We start from the raw sequence: 19,248 nt of genomic DNA, 5'->3' as shown, positions 1-19,248 counted from the left end.
GAGCCGATGACGGCTCCGGCGGAGCAGGGCCTCGGCGAACCGGGGCCCCAGCGGATCGGGGCCTCGGCGGACCGGGCCTCACCGGCTCGGGGCCCCGGCCGAGCAGAGTTCGTGCACGCGGGTGGATCCGGCGCACCGGATTCGTCGCGCTGGACGAACGGACCGTACGGCAAACCTCATAGGGTCGCCACCAGCGAAGCCAGGAGGCGAACCATGCGGACACTGTTGCGGGGCGGTCGCGTCATCGACCCGGCTACCGGCTTTGACGGCACGGCTGACGTGCTGGTCTCCGACGGCAAGGTCATTGCCGTCGGACCAGGGCTGCCGGCATCCGACGACCAGGTCGACATCGATGTCGGCGGGTACATCGTCGGACCCGGGTTCATCGATCTGCACAGCCATGTGCACTCCATCGCGGGCCAGCGGCTGCAGGCGATGGACGGTGTCACGACGGCGCTCGATCTGGAAGCCGGGCTGCTGCCCGTCGAACGGGCCTATGCCGAGGCGGCCGCGGCGGGACGCCCGCTGCACTACGGCTTCTCGGCGTCCTGGGGCTCGGCGCGGGCCAAGGTGCTCGCCGGTGTCGAGCCGGACGCCAACATCAACACCGGGCTTGCCGTGCTCGGCGATCCGGCCTGGCAGCGCTCCTCGTCGAAGGCCGAACTGGCCGCCTGGCTGTCCCTGGTGGAGGCCGAGCTGGCGGCGGGCGCGCTCGGCGTCGGCGTCCTGCTCGGGTACGCCCCGGCCAGTGATCCGGCCGAGTTCCTGGCGTTGGCGAAGCTGGCCGAGCGGGCCGGAGCGCCCGTGTACACCCACGTTCGCGAGCTGGTCGAGGTGGACCCGGCCACGCCGGTCGACGGGACGCGGGAGATCGCGATCGTCGCGGCCGAGACCGGTGCCGCGATGCATCACTGTCACGTCAACAGCACGTCCGGACGGCACGTCGACCGGGTGCTCGCCACACTGGAGTCGGCTCGTTCGGCCGGCTCGCGGGTGACGGTCGAGGCCTACCCCTACGGTGCGGGCAGCACCGGCATCGGCGCGGCGTTCCTCTCGCCCGAGCGGCTCAGGATGAAGGGTCTCGGCCCGACGCGCGTGCTGATGCTGGAGACCGGCGAGCGGATCGCCGACGAGGCCCGGCTGCTACAGGTCCGCGCCGAGGACCCGGGTGCGCCGTGCATCCTCGAGTTCCTCGACGAGGAGGACCCGAAGGACCGGGACCTGCTGCACCGGACGCTCGCCTTCCCGGATTCGATCGTCGCGAGCGACGCCATGCCGGTGTTCTGGCACGGCGCCGGCAACGAATCCACCCAATGGCCGCTGCCGCCCGGCGGTGTGACGCACCCGCGCACGGCGGGCACCTTCTCCAAGTCGCTGCGGTTGATGGTGCGCGAGGCCGGGGTCTGGACGTGGCTGGAGGCGTTCCGGCGCTGCTCCTACCTGCCCGCGCGGGTGCTCGACCAGGTCGCACCCGGCGCGCGGACCAAGGGCAGGCTGAACGTCGGCGCGGACGCGGACATCGTCGTCCTCGACCCCGCCACCGTCACCGACACGGCCACGTACCTCGATTCGACCCGGCCCGCGCTCGGCGTCCGGCACCTGTTCGTCGCGGGTACCCAGGTGGTCCGCGACGGGCGGCTGCTCACCGACGCGTACCCCGGCCGGCCGCTGCGGGGGGAACCACGATGACGGAATTCGGCGTGGCGGCCCTGCTCGCCGACATCGAGGCACTGGTGCGCTGCGAGTCCCCGTCGTTCGACCTGGACGCGGTGGCGCGCAGCGCCGAGGTGCTCTCGGAGCTCGGCAGGAAGGTGCTCGGCGTGGAGCCGGAGCGGATCGTCCTCGACGGCCGGACGCATCTGCGCTGGCGGTTCGGCGACGGCCCGGCGCGCGTGCTCCTGCTCGGCCACCACGACACGGTCTGGCCGATGGGTTCCCTGGCGACCCACCCTTTCTCCGTGGCCGACGGGGTCCTGCGGGGACCGGGCTGCTTCGACATGAAGGCGGGCCTCGTGATGGCGCTTCACGCGGCCGCCGCACTGCCGAGCCGGGCCGGACTGTCCATTCTGATCACCGGCGACGAGGAGCTGGGCTCGCCGTCGTCACGGGGCCTGATCGAGGCAGCGGCCCGCGGCTGCGAGGCGGCGTTGGTGCTGGAGGCTTCGGCGGACGGCGGCGCGCTCAAGACCCGACGAAAAGGCGTCTCCCAGTACCGGATCGACGTGACCGGCCGCGCCGCGCACGCCGGTCTCGAACCGGACAAGGGGATCAACGCCGGGATCGAGATCGCCCACCAGACGCTCGCGGTCGCCGCGCTCGCCGATCCGGAGCGCGGGACCAGCGTGGTGCCGACACTGCTGGCGGCCGGCACGACGGCCAACACCGTGCCGGCGACGGCCGTGGTCGAGGTCGACGTGCGGGTATGGGACGAGGACGAACAGCTCCGCGTCGACCGGGCGGTGCGGGCGTTGCGGCCGGTGCTGGCCGGCACCCGGGTGCGGATCAGCGGCGGGGTCAACCGTCCGCCGCTGAATGCCGCTTCCTCGGCCGCCCTGTTCGGGCTGGCACGGGAGTTGGCCGCGGAGCTGGGGCTGCCGACCTTGACCGAGGCGACCGTCGGCGGTGCTTCGGACGGCAACTACACCGCAGGGCTGGGAGTTCCGACCCTCGACGGCCTCGGAGCGGTCGGCGGCGGGGCGCACGCGGATCACGAACACGTCCTGATCGAGGAGTTGCCGCGGCGGACGACATTGCTGTTCGCGCTGCTGGAACACGTGTTGACGAAGGGAGGTCCATCGATTCCGGAGGATGCGGTGGACTCTTTCCAGTCGAACCCGACGGCGCCCCTCCGGGGCAACCGAGAAAGGAGTACCCCGTGACGAGTCTTTCGATGGATTCACGACAGCCGGTCACGTCGGATGCCCGTGCCGAGGCGATCACAGCCGCGCGGGCGGCGGCCACCGCGGCAGGGGTCGAGGTGCGGGAGATCGACGAGATCGCCGAACTGGCCGCGGTCGGAGTGCTCTTCGAGAAGATCTGGCGGTCGGCGCCGGGCACTCGGCCGGTGACCACGGAGCTGCTGCGCGCGCTGTCGGCGACGGGGAACTACGTGGCCGGCGCGTTTTCCGGCGGCGAGCTGCTCGGCGCCTGCGTCGGGTTCTTCGAGAGTCCCGGAACCGGCAGCCTGCACAGTCATATCGCAGGAGTCGCCAAGGCCGGCGCAGGGCGTGGAATCGGGTACGCGCTGAAGATGCACCAGCGCGGCTGGGCACTGACGCAGGACGTTCAGGCCGTCAAGTGGACGTTCGATCCACTGGTCCGCCGCAACGCCCATTTCAACCTCGGCAAACTCGGCGCGCGGCCCGTGCGGTACCTTCGCGACTTCTACGGGCCGATGACGGACGGCATCAACGGTTCGGGCGACACCGATCGGCTGATGGTGTCCTGGGACCTGGCCGGCGCCGCGGTGCGGGCCGCCGCGTTCGGTGAGCCCGTCCGGACCGACACGAAGACCCTGCTCGACCGCGGCGCCGCCGTTGCGCTCTCGGTGGACGCCGACGGCGGCCCGGCGGCGGGCTCGGCGGACGCCCCGGTGGTGACGGTCGCCGTCCCTGCCGACATCGAAGGCCTGCGCGGCACCGACCCCGGCAAGGCGGCTGCGTGGCGGGCCGCGCTGCGCGAGACGCTCGGCGGACTGATGGACTCCGGGGGCCGGGTGACCGGCTTCGACCGGGCCGGTCACTACGTGGTCTCCAGGGAGGAGCAGTGAAACTCAGCGGTGTGGAACTGCGCCGGGTGCGGATGCCACTCGTCGCCCCGTTCCGGACGTCGTTCGGCGCACAGTCCGTGCGCGAGCTCCTGCTGCTGCGGGCGGTGACGCCGACGGGCGAGGGCTGGGGCGAGTGCGTGGCGATGGCCGGCCCGTTGTACTCGCCCGAGTACAACGACGGCGCCGAGCACGTGCTGCGCCGGTACCTCATCCCGGCGCTGCTGGCCGCGGCGGACGTCACGGCGGCGAAGGTGACGCCGCTGCTGGCCAGGTTCAAGGGCCACCGGATGGCGAAGGGCGCGCTGGAGATGGCGGTGCTCGACGCCGAACTCCGCGCGAGTGAGCGCTCCTTCGCGGCCGAGCTGGGGTCGGTGCGGGACACCGTGCCGTGCGGTGTCTCGGTCGGGATCATGGACACGATCCCGCAGTTGCTCGACGTGGTGGGCGGGTACCTGGACGACGGCTACGTACGGATCAAGCTGAAGATCGAACCGGGCTGGGACGTCGAACCGGTGCGCGCGGTCCGCGAGCGCTTCGGCGACGACGTGCTGCTGCAGGTGGACGCCAACACCGCCTACACCCTGGGTGATTCGCGGCAGCTGGCCCGGCTCGACCCGTTCGGCCTGTTGCTGATCGAGCAGCCGCTGGAGGAGGAGGACGTCCTCGGCCACGCCGAACTGGCGCGCCGGATCAAGACGCCCATATGCCTGGACGAATCGATCGTGTCGGCGCGCGCGGCGGCGGACGCGATCAAGCTGGGCGCGGTCCAGATCGTGAACATCAAGCCCGGGAGGGTCGGCGGCTACCTCGAAGCGCGGCGGGTGCACGACGTGTGCGCGGCACACGCGGTTCCGGTGTGGTGCGGCGGAATGATCGAGACCGGCCTCGGCCGGGCGGCGAACGTCGCACTGGCCTCGCTGCCGGGCTTCACGCTTCCCGGGGACACCTCGGCGTCCGACCGGTTCTACCGGAGCGACATCACCGAGCCGTTCGTGCTGTCCGACGGGCACCTGCCGGTGCCGACCGGTCCGGGCCTCGGCGTGGCGCCGATTCCGGAGCTGCTCGACGAGGTGACCACCGCGAAGGCGTGGATCGCTTCGTAGCCCGGCACGGGTTCCGCGGATAGGTTGACCCGATCGAACCAATTCGGTCGGACCGTGGCCGGAGCTACCCCCGGGGAGTACTGATACCCGTGCCGAACAGGCCGCACGCGAGTATGGGGCGCGTCCTCGAAGCCCTCGGGGACGTGCTCCTCGAACCGGTCGCCGTCGGCCGGGACACCCGGCGGCAGCTAGGCGGCGTGGTGATCCACGATCCGCACGACGACGCCGAGTTCCCGGCCGAGGCGGTCGTCCTCGGGGTCGGTCTGCGCGACACCGACGAGATCGCGGAGCTGCTGCACACCGTCGGCGAACGCGGGGGCGCCGCGCTGGTCGTGCGGTCGCCGGTCTCCGCGTCGACGGAGCTGGTCCGGGCGGCCGACTCCACCGGGGTCGCGCTGCTCGGGCTGGCCGGCGGGGCGTCGTGGGCACAACTCGCCGCGATGCTCCGCACGTTGCTCGCCGAGGGCGACATCGGCGATGTCTCCCCGCAGTCGCTCGGCGGGATACCGTCCGGCGACCTGTTCGCACTCGCCAACGCGGTCGCCGCGCTGCTGGACGCGCCGGTCACCATCGAGGACCGCGACTCGCGCGTGCTCGCGTTCTCCGGCCGCCAGGACGAGGCCGATCCTTCCCGCATCGAAACGGTTCTCGGCCGCCAGGTGCCCGAACGCTTCACCCGCCAGCTGGAGAAGGACGGCGTCTTCGAACGCCTCTACCGGGACCAGCGGCCGGTCTACGTCCACCCGGACGGCTACGACGAGAAGATCGCGATGCCCAGGGTCGCGGTCGCGGTCCGAGCCGGCGACGAGATCCTCGGCTCGATCTGGGCCGCAGTCGACCACGAGCTCAGCGAAGAACGCACCTCCGCCTTGGTCGACGCCTCGAAGATCGTCGCGCTGCACATGCTCCGGCTGCGCGCGGGTGCCGATGTCGGGCGCCGGTTGCGGGCCGATCTGGTGAGCACCGCGCTCGAAGGGGGCTCCGGCGCGCCGGAGGCCATCGCACGCCTCGGCCTGCTGGGGCAGCCGACCGTCGTGCTCGCCATGGGACTCCTCGACGTCCCCGACGACGACCTCCGGCTCGTCGCGGAGCGCCAGCGCCTCGCCGACGCGTTCGCCATGCACCTCAGCGCCGTCCAGCCCCGGTCGGCCGTGGCGCTGGTCGGCGATGTCGCGTACGGCATCGTCCCGATGCCCGGGAGCCACGGCGATCGGCGAGAACGCTCGGTACGCGTCGCGTCGGCCTTCCTGGAACGCACCGGCCGCGGGGCCGCCGCCGCCATCGGCGTCGGACCGCTCGCGCTCGACGGCTCGGGCCTGCGCGCCTCCCGCGACGGGGCCGACCGGGCGTTGCGCGTGTTGCTCACCGACGGCGGCGCACGGCGGACGATCACCGCCGAGGACGCGCATGTCGAAGCGCTGCTGCTGGAGTTGGCGGACCTCTCCGCGGCCCGCGGGGACGTCGCGACCGGGCCGATCGCGCGGCTGCTGGCCTACGACACCAAACACCATTCGCAGCTCGTGCACACGCTGCGGTGCTGGCTCGACTCCTTCGGCGACATCGGCCTCGCGTCGACCGCCGCGTACGTGCATCCGAGCACGTTCCGGTACCGGTTGCGCCGGGTCGCGGAGGTCGGCGGGATCGATCTCGACGCCCCGGGAGACCGGTTCGCGGCGATGGTGCAACTGCATCTGCTGGCTCGGAAGGGGAAAGCCCTTCCGGTTGAAGAGACTTGACGAGGACCGGTGGCTCCGACCCTTCGAGCTTCGGGCGGTCGGCGTCACGCGGCTTCGACGGGTTCCGAGCGGACGGTCGGGCCCAGGGCGTCGTCGCTCATCGGGGCACCCGTCGGTCGGCGCGCCCGGTGTGGAGGAACTGGGCGCGGCCGGTGCCGTCGTCGCCGACGAACGCGTGCGCCAGGTGGAGGCCCGGGACCTCCGGGAGGACGGCGACGAAGGTGTCGTGGAGGTAGGGCAGCAGTTCCTGCTTCGCCGGGGGCGCGGCGCTGAGCTCGGCGAAGATCCCCTTCGGGGTGCGCTCGATCCACAGCCTGCCGTCCTCCGCCGTGACGACGTTGTCGGCGACCATCGACGAGTACGCGCCCACGTACCGGGACAGATCGGCTTGGGCGGCCGCGGGGTTCGGCTGCGGCAGTGGCGGGAGTGTCACGTCGGCGAGTTCGTCGAGCAGCTTTCCGAGCACCTGGTGGTAGACGTGCACCGGCCGCCCGCCATTGGTCAGCAACGCGACCGCGACCTTGCGCTCCGGCACCACCCGCAGGAAGGCCGACTGGCCGATCGTGCCGCCGTCGTGGCCGATCACCTGGCCGCCCTCCCAGCCGAAGAGCATCCAGCCGAGACCCCAGCGGTCGCCCATGATTCCGAGCGTGGGCACCTCCACCTGCGGCTCGCGCATCGCGGCCGACGACTCCGGCGACAGCACCCGGCCGCCGTCGTCGACCGTGCCGTCGTTCAGGTGCATGCGGACGAAGGTCAGCAGGTCCCGCGGGCGCATCGCGAGCATCGAACCGGCCGGGGCGTTCGAGCTGGCGAGTGCCCAGACCGGCGCGGGCACCGGCTCCTCGCCCGGCTTCGGGACGATGTGGCCGACCGCGGCGCGGTAGCGGATCGCGTCGTAGGGACCGACCGCGGCGTGGGTCAGGCCGAGCGGCACGAAGAGGTGGTCGCGCACGCAGTCGTCCCAGCACTTGCCGCGCAGCACCTCGATGATGCGGCCCAGCACGCAGTAGCCGGCGTTGTTGTACGAGAACCGCTCGCCCGGCGGGAACAGCTGCGGCACGTCGGACAGCGTCGGGATGAGCTTCTCCACCGCGTCGCTGCCGCGCCCGGTGTCGGTGAAGAAGTCGCCCTCGAAGCCGGCCGTGTGGCAGGTCAGTTGCCGGACGGTGATCGCGGCCGCAGCCGTGTCGTCGCCGAGCGCGAACTCCGGCAGGTAGTCGCGCACCGGCCGGTCGAGGTCGAGGCGGCCCTCGTCGACCAGTTGCATGATCAGGGTGGTCGTCCACACCTTGGTGATCGACCCGATCTGGAACAGCGAGTCCACGGTGGACTCCACGCCGGTGGCCTTGTTCAGGACGCCCGCCGCGTGATCGATCACCTCGCCCTCGACGAGCACCGCTATCGCGGCGCCGGGAACCTGGTGCTCGGCCAACAGCGCGGCGAAGTTCTCCTGGAGCCAGGTCCGGACTTCATGGATCTTCGACATGTGCACCTTCCGTCTGCGTGAGGCTGGTCCGACGTTTCCGGAATGCTAGGTCGGTGGCCTGCGTCACGTGTTCGTCCGGGCCGAGGAGAGCTCGGGGAAAGTTCCTCCGCCCGGACGAATCAGGCAGTACACGGAGGTTCCGCCGCACGACGGAGCGGGCGCGTCCGGCGCCTACGAGCAGTTGTGCCGGAGCACCCTCACCGACCGGCTCAGGCCTGCCAGTGCGGCTTGCCGCTGACCATCCGGCAGGTGATCATCCGCCCGTTGGCGTCGTGGGTGCTCCGGCCCACGTCGTCGTTGCGGCAGAACTGCCCGGCCGCGTAGCAGTTGCCCGCGTTGGAGCGGATCTCGCACTCCGCACCGCCGGCCGCCGCCTGGGTGTGCTGCGGCTCCGGGTCCTTCGGCGGCTGCGCCGTGGTCACCTTGGGCTGCGGCTTGACGGTCGGGGTCGGCGGGTGCGCGGCGGGCGGGGCGGACGGCGGCGGGACGACCGGCGGGGCCGACACCGAGGGCGGGGCCGGGGTGGCCGGGCCGGGCTCGGTGGCGGCCGGGGCGCTCGGTGCGGGCGCGACGGTCGGGCTGGCCGCGACGCTCGGCGTGGCCGAGGGCTTGGCATCCGCCGCCGAGGGGTCGCAACCGGTCAGCGCCAGGCCGACGGTGAGGACGAGTCCGGCGAATCCGGCCAGGCCGGCCGTCCTGCGGCGCCCGGGTATCAGGGAGGGCATGAAGGGGGAACGCTCCGTTCCGCGTGGGTGATCGGTGTCTGGGACGTGTGATTCAAGCAGACTTCGCACACGCACCGACCACCGTTCCGTCACTTGTTGGCAGATCGAGACCTTCCGACCACCGAACGCGACGGCGCGGCGCCGGCCGGGGGTATAGCCCTGACACGCGGGGCTCTATGACATGTTCCGGACACCACAAACGGATCGCTACGGTTCCGGCAACCCCCACGCCGAACGAGGAGACCCCCATGCTCCGGTTCCGTTCGCTCGCGGTCGCCGCTGCCCTGGCGACCGTCGCGCTCACCGCAGCACCCGCCGTCAGCGCCCCCGCTGACGATCCGTCCATAACCGCCGCACTGGCCGCCCCCATCCGCACCGCCGCGGTACCGACCGCCCTGCTGCACGCGATGCAGCGCGACCTCGGGCTCGCCCCGCGGGCCGCCGCCGACCGGATCGCCCGGGAGGGCCGGGCCGCCGCCGTGCAGAGCGCCCTCACCCGGGCGCTCGGCGACCGCTGGGCGGGCGCCTGGATCGACGGGCCGCAGTCCGAACTGACGGTCGCCACCACGGACCCGTCCGCCGCCCGGACCATCACCGCGCACGGCGGCCGGGCGACCGTCGTCCAGCACCCGCTGACCGTCCTGGACCGGGTCAAGGACGCGCTCGACCGGGCCTCCGGCACCGCCGCACCGGACGCCACCCCGCTCTGGTACGTGGACGTCCGGTCCAACACCGTCGTGGTGCAGTCCGCCGACGACGCCCGCACCGCGGCCTTCCTGGACGCCTCCGGGGTGGACCGCTCGCTGGTCCGGGTCCAGCCGGCCACCGCCGCGCCCCGGCCGCTCGCCGACCTGCACGGCGGGGACGCGTACTACATCGACAACGCCGCCCGCTGCTCGATCGGCTTCCCGGTCACCCAGAACGGCCAGCCCGGCTTCGTCAGCGCCGGCCACTGCGGTCAGCCCGGCTCCAACGCCACGACCTCCGACGGCAGTTCGATCGGCACCTTCCAGGGCTCGACCTTCCCCGGCAACGACTGGTCCTGGGTGGCGGCCGGCGCGGGCTGGACCGCCCAGCCCCAGGTGAACGACTACCAGGGCGGCGCGGTGACGGTGGGCGGCTCCACCGAGACGCCGGTCGGCGGCGCGGTCTGCCGCTCCGGCTCCACCACCGGCTGGCACTGCGGCAGCGTCGAGGAGCAGAACGCCACCGTCAACTACCAGGAGGGCAGCGTCTACGGCGTCACCCGCACCAACGTGTGCGCCGAACCCGGCGACTCCGGCGGCTCCTTCATCTCCGGCAACCAGGCCCAGGGCGTCACCTCGGGCGGCTCCGGCGACTGCACCTCGGGCGGCGAGACCTACTTCCAGCCGGTCAACCCGATCCTCAGCACCTACGGCCTGACCCTGGCCACCGGCTGACCCGGCCGGCCCGGGGGGACGGCCCCACCCGACCCCCCGGGCCTCGTCCGCACAGACCCGTCCTCACAGCCCCGTCCTCACAACCCCGCCGTCCGGCGCTCGAACACCGCGGGGCGGGCGGCCTCCAGCGCCGTGGACACCGCGCCGAGGAGCACCGCCTCCTCCCCCAGCAGGCTCGGTGCGAGCGTCGGACACCTCGGGGCGAAGCGGCGCAGGGCCTGCTCCAGCGGTTCCAGGAGCAGGTCCGCGCTGTTGCCGATCCCGCCGCCGAGCACCAGCAGGTCCGGGTCGAGCACCGCGGACAGCACGGCGACGGCGTACGCCAGCCGGTCCGCCTCCCAGCGCACCGCCCGCAGCGCCGCCTCGTCCCCGGCCCGGGCCCGGGCGAAGACCTGCTTGGCGGTCAGCCGTCGTCCGCCCGTCCCCGTCAGCCCGAAGTCCCGGGCGGCCCGCACCACCGCGTCCGCCGCGGCCTCCTGCTCCAGCGTGGTCGCGTCCGGCACGTCCTGACCCGCGGCGAGCGGCGCGGCGGCGGGAGGCACCGCGGGCAGCGGCACCAGGCCGATCTCGCCCAGCGCACCGTGCGCGCCGAGCAGCAGCTCGCCGTCCTTGACCACGCCCACCCCGAGCCCGGTGCCGACCAACAGGTAGGCGAACATCCGGCTGCCCCGCCCGGCGCCGAGGGTGTACTCGCCGAGCGCGGCGAGGTTGGCGTCGTTGGCCACCGTCACGGCCGTGCCGAGCCCCTCGGCGATCCGGTCGAACAGCCCCGGTCGGCCCCAGTCGGGCAGGCTGGTGGCGTACCGGACCCCGCGCCGCTCCTCGTCCCACACCCCGGGCGTGCCGATCACCGCGTGCACGATGTCGGCGGACGCCAGGCCCGCCTCGGCGATCGCCTCGTGCGCCGCGGCGACCACCGCGTCCGCGACGGCGTCCGCGGTCCGCCCCCGGTTGGCCACGTCCCGCCGGGCGACGACGGTGCCGGCCAGGTCCGCCACGGCGACCCGCAGCCGGGCCCGGCCGATGTCCACGCCGAGCACGTGCCCGGCCGTCGGGTCGACCTCGTAGAGCACCGCCGTACGGCCCCGCTCGGGGGCCACCCGGCCGGCCTCGCGGACCAGGCCGGCCTGCTCCAGCTCGGCCAGTGCGGCGGAGACGGTGGGCTTGGACAGCCCGGTGTCCCGGGCCAGTTGGGCCCGCGAGGTGCCACCGCCGGTGCGCAGCAGCTCCAGCAGCAGCCACTCGTTGTTGCTGCGCAGCCGCTGCCGGTTCCACGGCACCCCGGGGACCCCGGCCACCGGGCGACGGGTCGGCTGGTGGGGGCTCATCGGTTCCTCCGGTCTGGGCTGCTGACGGGCTGCTCGGGGCGGGTCCGCACGGTGCGGACCACGCCCTGGCATCACCCGCGGCGCCCGGTGTCGGGCGCCGCCGCCCAAGTATGACCGGTGATCACCCACCGCCCGCCGCGCGGACCCGCCCGGTCCGCCCCGACCCCTCTCCGGTGTCAGAGGCCCGCGGCGGCCACCCAACCGCCGGTCATCGCCTGCACCGCCGACCCGTCGAGGTCGGCCAGCTTGGTCCCGGCGAAGGCACGGGCCGCTTCCGAGGTCTGCACCCGCAGCGGCGGCCGCTCGGCGGCCAGCACCTCGATGATCGGCGCGGCCGCCTCCTCGGGGGTCTGGGCGTTGCCGAAGGCCTTCAGCGTCCGGTCGACGTACGCCTGCAGGGCCGGGCCGTACGGTCCGGCGGCGGCGACCAGCGCGGGCACGTCGAGGCCCTGGTTGCCGATGAACTCGCTGGCCACCGCGCCCGGTTCGACCACGGTGACGGCGACGCCGACGGTGGCCGCGACCGGCGCCAGCGACTCCATGAAGCCCTCGACGGCGAACTTGGCCGCGCAGTAGGCCTCGTTGAAGGGCTGGCCGACCACGCCGCCGACGCTGGTCACGGTGATCACCCGGCCGCCGCTGGCCCGCAGGTGCGGCAGCGCGGCCCGGGTCACCTCGACCACGCCGAAGTAGTTGACCTCCATGGCGGCGCGCACCGGCGCCAGCCCGTCCTGCTCGACGGTGCCCACGAAGCCCGCGCCCGCGTTGTTGACCACGGCGTCCAGCCGCCCGTGCCGCTCCAGCACGACGGCCAGGCACTCCGCGACCGAGGCCGGGTCGGTGACGTCGAGGCGCTCGACCTCGATCCACCCGGCGACGTCCGCCCGCTCGGCCGCGCGCAACAGGTCGCCGGCCCGTCCGGTGTCGCGCATGGTGGCGATCACGCGGTGGCCGGCCCGGGCGGCGGCCACCGCGGCGGCGAGGCCGATCCCGGAGGAGGTGCCGGTGATCAGGACGATCCGGGTGCCGGGGTAAGGGGTGACTGCCATGCGGGCCCTCCTCGCGGCCTCCGGTCGGTCGCCGGAGGCCGATGACTGTGTGCGTGTGCACGCACTCTACAAGTGCGTGCGCGCACACGCAACCAGCCGCCGCTTCCTTACGACAACGTCTCCGCCCAGTCAAGGTTTCACCCACTTGTGGGCGTGCCGCACCCGGGCGCGTGATCATGGGCCTATGCACTTCCGGCACGGCAACCGAGCAGCGGACGGCCCGCCCCCGGACGCCCGCTCCCTGGCGGCGACCGCGGCGGCCCTCGCCGCACGACTCGGCGCCTCCACCGGCAGTGATCGTCCCGGCAGTGACCGACCCGAGGACGACCGTCCCGGCGAGGACCGCCCCGGTAGCGACCGCCCCGACAGTGACCCGGACCTGCTCCGCGACCTGCTCGCCGCCGTCCCGGTCGGCGTCGCCGTACTCGACGAGCACCTCCGCTGGAGCTACCTCAACCCCGCCTTCGCCGCCGTCAGCGGACTGCGCCGCGCCGACCTGCTCGGCCGCGCCGCCGACACCACCCCCTTCGCCGGGGCGCTCACCGTCCTGCGCCGGGTCCTCGCCGACGGACACGACCGCGAACACGTGACCGGCGGCCCCGAAGCCCCCGGCTCCCCCGTCCCGCCCGGCCTGCGGGTGCGCTACCGGCCGCTCCGGCACGCCGGACGGACCACCGGCGTGATCGTGGTCCTCCTGGACGACCCCGACCCGGCCCGGGAACAGCTGCGCGAACTCCACCAGGCCCGCGCCCGGCTCGCCCTGCTCGACGCCGCCGCCGAACGGATCGGCACCACCCTCGACATCGGCACCACCTGCGCCGAGCTCGCCGCCTTCGCCGTCCCCGGCCTCGCCGACCTCGCCATCGTCGACGTGCTGCCGCCGGAGGCCGAACCCACCCGCCCCGGCCGGGCCGGCGGCCAACGGCTGCACCGCACCGCCGTCCGGGCCGGGCCCGAACTCGACGCCGCCCTGGCCGAACTGGCCCACCCCGGCGAGACCGTCCGCCACCGCGAGGGCTCGGCCGCCGACCGCAGCCTGGCCACCGGCGTGGCCGTGCTCGCCGAACCCGGCCCCGCCGACGCCTGCCCGCCCGGCGCCGCCTCGCTGCTCGTCCTGCCGCTCGCCGCCCGCGACCGGCTGGTCGGCCTGCTCACCCTCGGGCGCACCGCCGCCACCCCGGCCTTCACCCCCGACGAGGCCGCCCTGTTCGGCGACCTCGCCGCCCGCGCCGCCACCGGCATCGACAACGCCCGCCGCTACACCCGCTCCCAGGGCATCGCCCTGGAACTCCAGCGGGCCCTGCTGAGCGAACCCGGCAACCCGCACCAGAACCTCGCCCTCGCCTCCCGCTACCTGCCCTCCGGCAGCAGCTCGGTGGTCGGCGGCGACTGGTACGAGACGGTCCGGCTGCCGTTCGGCCGCACCCTGCTGGTGATGGGCGACGTGATGGGGCACGGCGTCGAGGCCGCCGTCGACATGAGCCACTACCGCTCGGCGCTGCGCGACATCGCCGCCACCGACCTGCCCCCGCACCGCATCCTGCGCCAGCTCGACCACGTCATCTCCGCCGACGACACCGCCCGCCCGGCGACCTGTCTGCTGGTCGTCGCCGACCCCGGCCGCGGCCGCTGGACCCTCTCCAGCGCGGGCCACCTGCCGCCCGCCCTGATCACCCCGGACCGCCCCACCGAGCTGCTGCGCGTCCCCACCGGCCCACCGCTCGGCACCGGCCTCGGCGGCTACGAGCAGACCACCCACCCGCTCGGCCCGGGGCAGACCCTGCTCCTCTACACCGACGGCCTGGTCGAACGCCGCCACGAGGACATCGACGCCTCCCTGGCCCGCCTCGCCGCGCTCCGGCTCCCCGCCACCGGCGACCTCGACGACCTCCTCGACGCCGTCCTGCACTCCCTCGCGCCGCCCCCGGCCCCCGCCGCCGAGGACGACATCGCCCTGCTCGCCGCCCGCCCCCGGGCCCGTTGACGGGCCCTCCGGCGGGACGCGGCACTGCCGGGAGCCGGCGGTCACGGCTTCGCCAAGGCCTGTTCCAGGTCGACCCAGAGGTCCTCGGGGTGTTCGATGCCCACCGAGACCCGGACCGTTCCGGGGCCGATGCCCGCCGCCGCCAACTCCTCGTCGGAGAGCTGCCGGTGGGAGGTGCTGGCCGGGTGGAGCACCAGGGTGTGGACGCCGCCGAGGGAGGGGGCCAGCGAGGCGAGGCGGACGGCGCCGGTGAAGGCCCGGGCCGCTTCGCGGCCGCCGGCCAGGTCGAAGGCGAGCACGCCGCCGTGGCCCGCGGGCAGGAGGCGGCGGGCGAGCTCGTGGTCGGGGTGGGAGGGCAGGCCCGGGTAGTGGACGGCGGTGACGGCCGGGTGGGCGGACAGCCGGGTGGCCAGGTCGAGGGCGGTGTCGCAGTGGCGGCGGACCCGCAGGGCGAGGGTCTGGAGGCCGCGCAGGGTCAGCCAGGCGGCGAAGGGGTCGGCGCTGGCGCCGAGTTCGGTCGCGTAGTGCCACACCGTCCGGTGCAGTTCGGCGTCGGCGAAGACGGCGATCCCGGCGAGGACGTCGGAGTGCCCGCCCAGGTACTTGGTGGCCGAATGGACCACGACGTCCGCGCCGTGCTCGATCGGCCGGCACAGCAGCGGGGTGGCGAAGGTGTTGTCGACCACGCTGAGCACCCCGGCCCGCTTCGCGACGGCGATCAGCCCGGGCAGGTCGGTGACCCGGGTGGTCGGGTTGGAGACCGTCTCCAGGTGCAGCAGCCGGGTGTTGGGCCGCAGCGCGGCCGCCACCTCGTCCGGGTCGTCCCCGCCGACGTGCGTCAGCTCCACGCCCCACCGCTCGGCGAGGTCGGCCAGCATCGCGAACGTCCCGCCGTACAGGCTCCGTTGGGCGATCACGTGGTCGCCGGAGCGCAGCAGGGCGAGCAGTACGGTGTTGATCGCCCCCATGCCGGAGGCGGTGGCGAGCGCGGCGGCGCCGCCCTCCAGGTCGGCGACGGCGTCCTCCAGCGCACGGACGGTGGGGTTGCCGAAGCGGTTGTAGAAGAACGCCCCGTCCGGTCCGGCGAAGGCCGCCGTGAGCGCCTCGCTGCTCTCGAAGGCGAACAGGTGGCTCTGGTGCAGCGGGATGCCCATCGGGCGGCCGCCGGGGTCGACCGGGGTCGGGTGGACGAGCCGGCTCTCGGGGCGCAGCGCAGCGGGGTCCGCGGGGAGGACGGGCTCGGCGGGGACGGCGGGGTGCTCGGGGTGGTCGCTCATGTCCCCATGCTCGGCCGGGCCCGCGCGCCCCGGCCAGGGCCAATCGCGATCAAGTGGCCCGTCCCGGGCGGTGGTTCGACACCGAAGCACCCGGGACGGGCCCAACGCCTCAGCGGCGGCGGAACAGCTTCCGCACCAGGTGCACGATGCCCCAGATCACCAGGATGATGAAGAGGATGATCAGGATGACCACCACCAGCAGGAACTTGCCGAGCTTGGCGAAGAAGCCGGACTTCTTCTTCTCCGGCTTGCTCGCGAGCTGCTGGACGGCGGTGTCAGCGGTCCCGGCCTGCCGCACCCGGGTGGGCGCGTCGGCGGCCGGGGCGGCGGGGGCGGCGGCAGCGGGGGCGGCTGCGACGGTCCGGGGTGCGGCCACCGCCGTCGCGCTCGACGCCGCGGCGCTGAGGCCGACGGCGGCCAGCAGTGCCACCAGGGCGCCGGCTATCGAACGTGCGATCCGGTGAGTCATCGTGCTCCTCGTGCGGGTACGGAGCGACGGAGATGAGACCCGGCTGACCTTCTCTCATGGTCTGACCAGTATTTTTCTCATCTACGCTTAGTATGCTCCTCTGAAAGTTTTACAGCGGTGTAAAAGTTTAGCGATAGGCCGACCCGGACCGGATCCGACCCAGGACCACGCAAGCCACCGCTTCGACGGGGGTTCCGTGGCAACTGTGGAGGATGACGCCGTGTCGGGTCGCAGGGGTTCCACCGAGAGCGGGAATTCGGCGCAGGCGGGCGGCGGTCGCAGAGCCGCCAACCGCAAGTCCGTAACGGACAAGGACGGTTCGGGCAAAGACGGTTCGAGCAGGGAAGGTTCGGGCCAGGAGATATCCGGCGCCCGCACCGCCGGCCGGGCCAAGCCGAAGCCCAAGCGCAGCACCAAGCAGAAGGTCCTCTGGGCGACGGCCGGTTGCACCGCCCTGCTGGTGCTCGCCGGCGGCGGCGTCTACTACCGCCTGAACAGCAACATCACCACCTTCGACGGCGACGCCCTCAGCAAGGACCGCCCGGAGGCGGCCGCGCCGGACGCCCAGGGCCGCACCCCGGTGAACGTCCTGATGATCGGCTCGGACAGCCGCGGCAACGGCAACAGCGACCTGGGCGGTGGCGGGGACGACGGCGCCCGCTCGGACACCGCGATCCTGTTGCACATCTACGCCGACCACAAGCACGCGGTCGGCATCTCGATCCCCCGCGACTCCCTGGTCGACATCCCGCCGTGCAAGCTCCCCGACGGCAAGTGGACCAAGGCGCAGACCAAGGTGATGTTCAACAGCGCCTTCGCCGTGGGCAACACCGAGCAGGGCAACCCGGCCTGCACCCAGAACGCCGTCGAGAAGCTCACCAACCTGCGGGTCGACCACACCATCGTGGTGGACTTCGGCGGTTTCGCGTCGATGACCTCGGCGGTCGGCGGCGTCGAGGTCTGCCTGCCGAACAACGTCTACGAGGGGGACCTCAACCCCAACCTCGGCCACAAGGGCAAGCTGATCTTCGCCAAGGGCAAGCAGACGGTCCAGGGCCAGTCCGCGCTGGACTACGTCCGGGTCCGGCACGGCATCGGCGACGGCTCCGACATCGGCCGCACCAAGCGCCAGCAGGCCTTCCTGTCCTCCCTCATCAAGTCGGTCAAGTCCAAGGGCATGGACCCGACCACCCTGCTGCCGCTCGCCGACGCCGCCACCAAGTCGCTGACCGTCGACCCCGGCCTCGGCTCGGCCGCCAAGCTGATGTCCTTCGCCATGTCGGTCAAGGACGTCGACCTCCACAACATCAAGTTCCTGACCGCGCCCTGGCGTTACGACGGCCCCCGGGTCGCCCTGGTCCACCCCGACGTGGACCAGCTCTGGGCCGCGCTCAAGGCCGACCGCACCATCGACGGCCAGGACGCCAGCGCCGCGAGCCCGGCCGCCACCGACTCGCCCGCCCCCAGCACCCCGCCCGCCGAGGCCACGCCCTCCCCCACCGCGGCCGCCAAGAGCACCGGGACCAAGGTCGCCGTGCTCAACGGCACCGGCGAGAACGGCGTCGGCGGCAAGGCGGCCGACACCCTCAAGGGCGCCGGCTACACCGTCACCACGGTCGGCAACGCGACGGGAAAGCCCCGCAGCACCACCGTGGTCGAGTACGGCACCGGCGAGCGCAGCGCCGCCGAGGAGGTCGCCAAGCTCTTCCCGGGGGCCACCGTCGAGCCCGGCGTCCGGGGGCTGAGCGTGGTGGTCGGCCGCGACTTCGCCGCCGCCGACCCGGGCAGCGCCGCGGCCTCCTCGGCACCCGGCGGTACCCCCGGCACCCCGGCCCCGCTGCCGAGCAGCGTCAGCGGCACCGCCCGCTCGGCGGACGACGACCCGTGCGCCAACGTGTCGTACGGCTGACCCGGAGCGACAACGGGGCGGGGCGCCTGCGGACTTCGGGTCCGCGGGCGCCCCGCCCCGTTCGGCCGGCCGACGTGCCGGAGGGCTCAGCGCCTCGTCCCGCAGGACGGACAGAACGCCGAGCCCTCCGGCACGTCCTTGTGGCACTGCGCGCACTGGACCGGCTGCGCCAGCCTGAACCCGCAGCCCGGGCAGAACGGCGTGCCGTGGGTCTCCGTCCGGCACTGCGGGCAGACCAGTTGGCGCGGGGTCTGGACGTCGAACTCCGCGCCGGACTGCTGGCCGACCTGGTAGGCCCGGTCCGTCACCATGTCGTTGAGGCCGCGCCGCTGGGCCGCCGCCGCCTCGGCCGCGGTGTCCGGGGCGCAGGTGAAGCACAGGCCCTGCTCCGGGTTGAAGCAGCGGCCGCAGACGGGGTGGGTGCACCGGGCGCAACGGTTGAAGTGGGACTGGGCGTTGTCGATCGCGCGCCGGAACGCGGCGTCCCGGGCGGTGCCCCAGGTCTGGCCGGCCAGACCGTCCGCGGCGTTGCTGATGGTGTTGGCGTTGCCGCCGATCAGGTTCCAGGCCGCGCTGACGCCCTTGCCTATCCAGCCCGCCACCTGACCCGTGGTGAAGCGCTCGAAGGGCGAGCGCCAGGTGTCGAAGCAGCGGTAGCAGGAGAACTCGAACTGGAACCCCGCGCCGGTGCCGTGCTGTTCGCACAGGTCGCGGTAGTTGTTGCTGAAGTTGATCTCGGAACTCACATCGTCCCCGGTTGCTGAAAAGTGGCCTCGTCGGCGTTCGCTCCCAGGGACGATAGGGCGCCGCGAACGGTTCCGCCAAGAACTTCTGACACTCTCTTCACAACCCCGGGCCGGGGCGCGCCGGCCCCCCCCGCGGGCCGGCCCGCCCAGCCCCGAGGGGCCCCGGGGCCCCGGGCCCGGGGCCCGGGCCCCCCCGGGCGCGGGGCGCCCCCCCCCCCCCCGCCCCCGCCCCGCGCCCCCCGG

15 protein-coding genes are annotated in these 19,248 nt (G+C 73.6%); 8 read left to right on the top strand and 7 right to left on the bottom strand.

The window, feature by feature from the left end; all coding sequences use genetic code 11:
* Positions 1 to 111: 111 nt before the first annotated feature.
* From ACIP4P_RS06205 to ACIP4P_RS06185, 5 genes are all read left to right on the top strand, one after another.
* Positions 112 to 1,689 carry an amidohydrolase family protein gene (locus tag ACIP4P_RS06205; RefSeq protein WP_400915262.1) on the top strand — a complete coding sequence of 526 codons (1,578 nt, stop codon included), beginning with the start codon at positions 112 to 114 and terminating at the stop codon, positions 1,687 to 1,689.
* Positions 1,686 to 2,879 (top strand): M20 family metallopeptidase, encoded by a 1,194-nt coding sequence (locus ACIP4P_RS06200; RefSeq protein WP_400915260.1) that lies wholly within the window; start codon positions 1,686 to 1,688, stop codon positions 2,877 to 2,879. Before ACIP4P_RS06205 ends, ACIP4P_RS06200 begins: the two co-directional genes overlap by 4 nt.
* Complete coding sequence (locus ACIP4P_RS06195; RefSeq protein ID WP_400915258.1) at positions 2,876 to 3,769, top strand: GNAT family N-acetyltransferase; 894 nt, start codon at positions 2,876 to 2,878, stop codon at positions 3,767 to 3,769. Before ACIP4P_RS06200 ends, ACIP4P_RS06195 begins: the two co-directional genes overlap by 4 nt.
* Complete coding sequence (gene menC, locus ACIP4P_RS06190) at positions 3,766 to 4,872, top strand: o-succinylbenzoate synthase (protein WP_400915256.1); 1,107 nt, start codon at positions 3,766 to 3,768, stop codon at positions 4,870 to 4,872. Before ACIP4P_RS06195 ends, menC begins: the two co-directional genes overlap by 4 nt.
* Positions 4,873 to 4,961: 89 nt before the next feature.
* Entirely contained in the window at positions 4,962 to 6,608 is a 1,647-nt protein-coding gene (locus ACIP4P_RS06185) for a PucR family transcriptional regulator (RefSeq protein ID WP_400915254.1), read from the top strand.
* Positions 6,609 to 6,705: 97 nt separating this feature from the next.
* On the opposite strand, the gene ACIP4P_RS06180 is transcribed toward ACIP4P_RS06185, so the two are convergent.
* Both ACIP4P_RS06180 and ACIP4P_RS06175 read right to left on the bottom strand, forming a co-directional pair.
* Complete coding sequence (locus ACIP4P_RS06180) at positions 6,706 to 8,097, bottom strand: serine hydrolase domain-containing protein (protein WP_400915252.1); 1,392 nt, start codon at positions 8,095 to 8,097, stop codon at positions 6,706 to 6,708.
* Between the two features lie 209 nt (positions 8,098 to 8,306).
* Positions 8,307 to 8,822 (bottom strand): hypothetical protein, encoded by a 516-nt coding sequence (locus tag ACIP4P_RS06175; RefSeq protein ID WP_400915250.1) that lies wholly within the window; start codon positions 8,820 to 8,822, stop codon positions 8,307 to 8,309.
* 248 nt (positions 8,823 to 9,070) lie between these two features.
* Here ACIP4P_RS06175 and ACIP4P_RS06170 point away from each other — a divergent pair, with 248 nt between their 5' ends.
* A complete protein-coding gene (locus ACIP4P_RS06170; protein WP_400915248.1) occupies positions 9,071 to 10,243 on the top strand; it encodes a S1 family peptidase in 1,173 nt (390 codons plus the stop codon).
* 77 nt (positions 10,244 to 10,320) lie between these two features.
* Here ACIP4P_RS06170 and ACIP4P_RS06165 read toward each other — a convergent pair whose 3' ends face one another.
* Together ACIP4P_RS06165 and ACIP4P_RS06160 are read right to left on the bottom strand one after the other, a co-directional pair.
* Positions 10,321 to 11,571 carry an ROK family protein gene (locus tag ACIP4P_RS06165; protein ID WP_400915247.1) on the bottom strand — a complete coding sequence of 417 codons (1,251 nt, stop codon included), beginning with the start codon at positions 11,569 to 11,571 and terminating at the stop codon, positions 10,321 to 10,323.
* Between the two features lie 176 nt (positions 11,572 to 11,747).
* On the bottom strand, positions 11,748 to 12,620 hold the full coding sequence (locus tag ACIP4P_RS06160; protein ID WP_350513619.1) for an SDR family NAD(P)-dependent oxidoreductase: 873 nt from the start codon (positions 12,618 to 12,620) through the stop codon (positions 11,748 to 11,750).
* 184 nt (positions 12,621 to 12,804) lie between these two features.
* Here ACIP4P_RS06160 and ACIP4P_RS06155 point away from each other — a divergent pair, with 184 nt between their 5' ends.
* Positions 12,805 to 14,604, top strand: coding sequence for a SpoIIE family protein phosphatase (locus tag ACIP4P_RS06155; protein WP_400915244.1), 1,800 nt, complete (start codon positions 12,805 to 12,807; stop codon positions 14,602 to 14,604).
* 41 nt (positions 14,605 to 14,645) lie between these two features.
* On the opposite strand, the gene ACIP4P_RS06150 is transcribed toward ACIP4P_RS06155, so the two are convergent.
* Positions 14,646 to 15,881 carry a trans-sulfuration enzyme family protein gene (locus ACIP4P_RS06150; protein ID WP_400915243.1) on the bottom strand — a complete coding sequence of 412 codons (1,236 nt, stop codon included), beginning with the start codon at positions 15,879 to 15,881 and terminating at the stop codon, positions 14,646 to 14,648.
* Positions 15,882 to 15,990: 109 nt separating this feature from the next.
* On the bottom strand, positions 15,991 to 16,350 hold the full coding sequence (locus tag ACIP4P_RS06145; protein WP_400915242.1) for a hypothetical protein: 360 nt from the start codon (positions 16,348 to 16,350) through the stop codon (positions 15,991 to 15,993).
* A 361-nt stretch (positions 16,351 to 16,711) separates the two neighbouring features.
* Between ACIP4P_RS06145 and ACIP4P_RS06140 the strand changes: the two genes are divergently transcribed.
* On the top strand, positions 16,712 to 18,259 hold the full coding sequence (locus ACIP4P_RS06140; protein ID WP_400915355.1) for an LCP family protein: 1,548 nt from the start codon (positions 16,712 to 16,714) through the stop codon (positions 18,257 to 18,259).
* Between the two features lie 86 nt (positions 18,260 to 18,345).
* Here ACIP4P_RS06140 and ACIP4P_RS06135 read toward each other — a convergent pair whose 3' ends face one another.
* Positions 18,346 to 19,005 carry a zinc ribbon domain-containing protein gene (locus ACIP4P_RS06135; RefSeq protein WP_400915240.1) on the bottom strand — a complete coding sequence of 220 codons (660 nt, stop codon included), beginning with the start codon at positions 19,003 to 19,005 and terminating at the stop codon, positions 18,346 to 18,348.
* Between the last annotated feature and the right edge of the window lie 243 nt (positions 19,006 to 19,248).

Source organism: Kitasatospora sp. NPDC089509 (assembly GCF_044749365.1).
GTDB lineage: Bacteria > Actinomycetota > Actinomycetes > Streptomycetales > Streptomycetaceae > Kitasatospora.
This window is presented reverse-complemented; position numbering and strand designations above follow the sequence as displayed.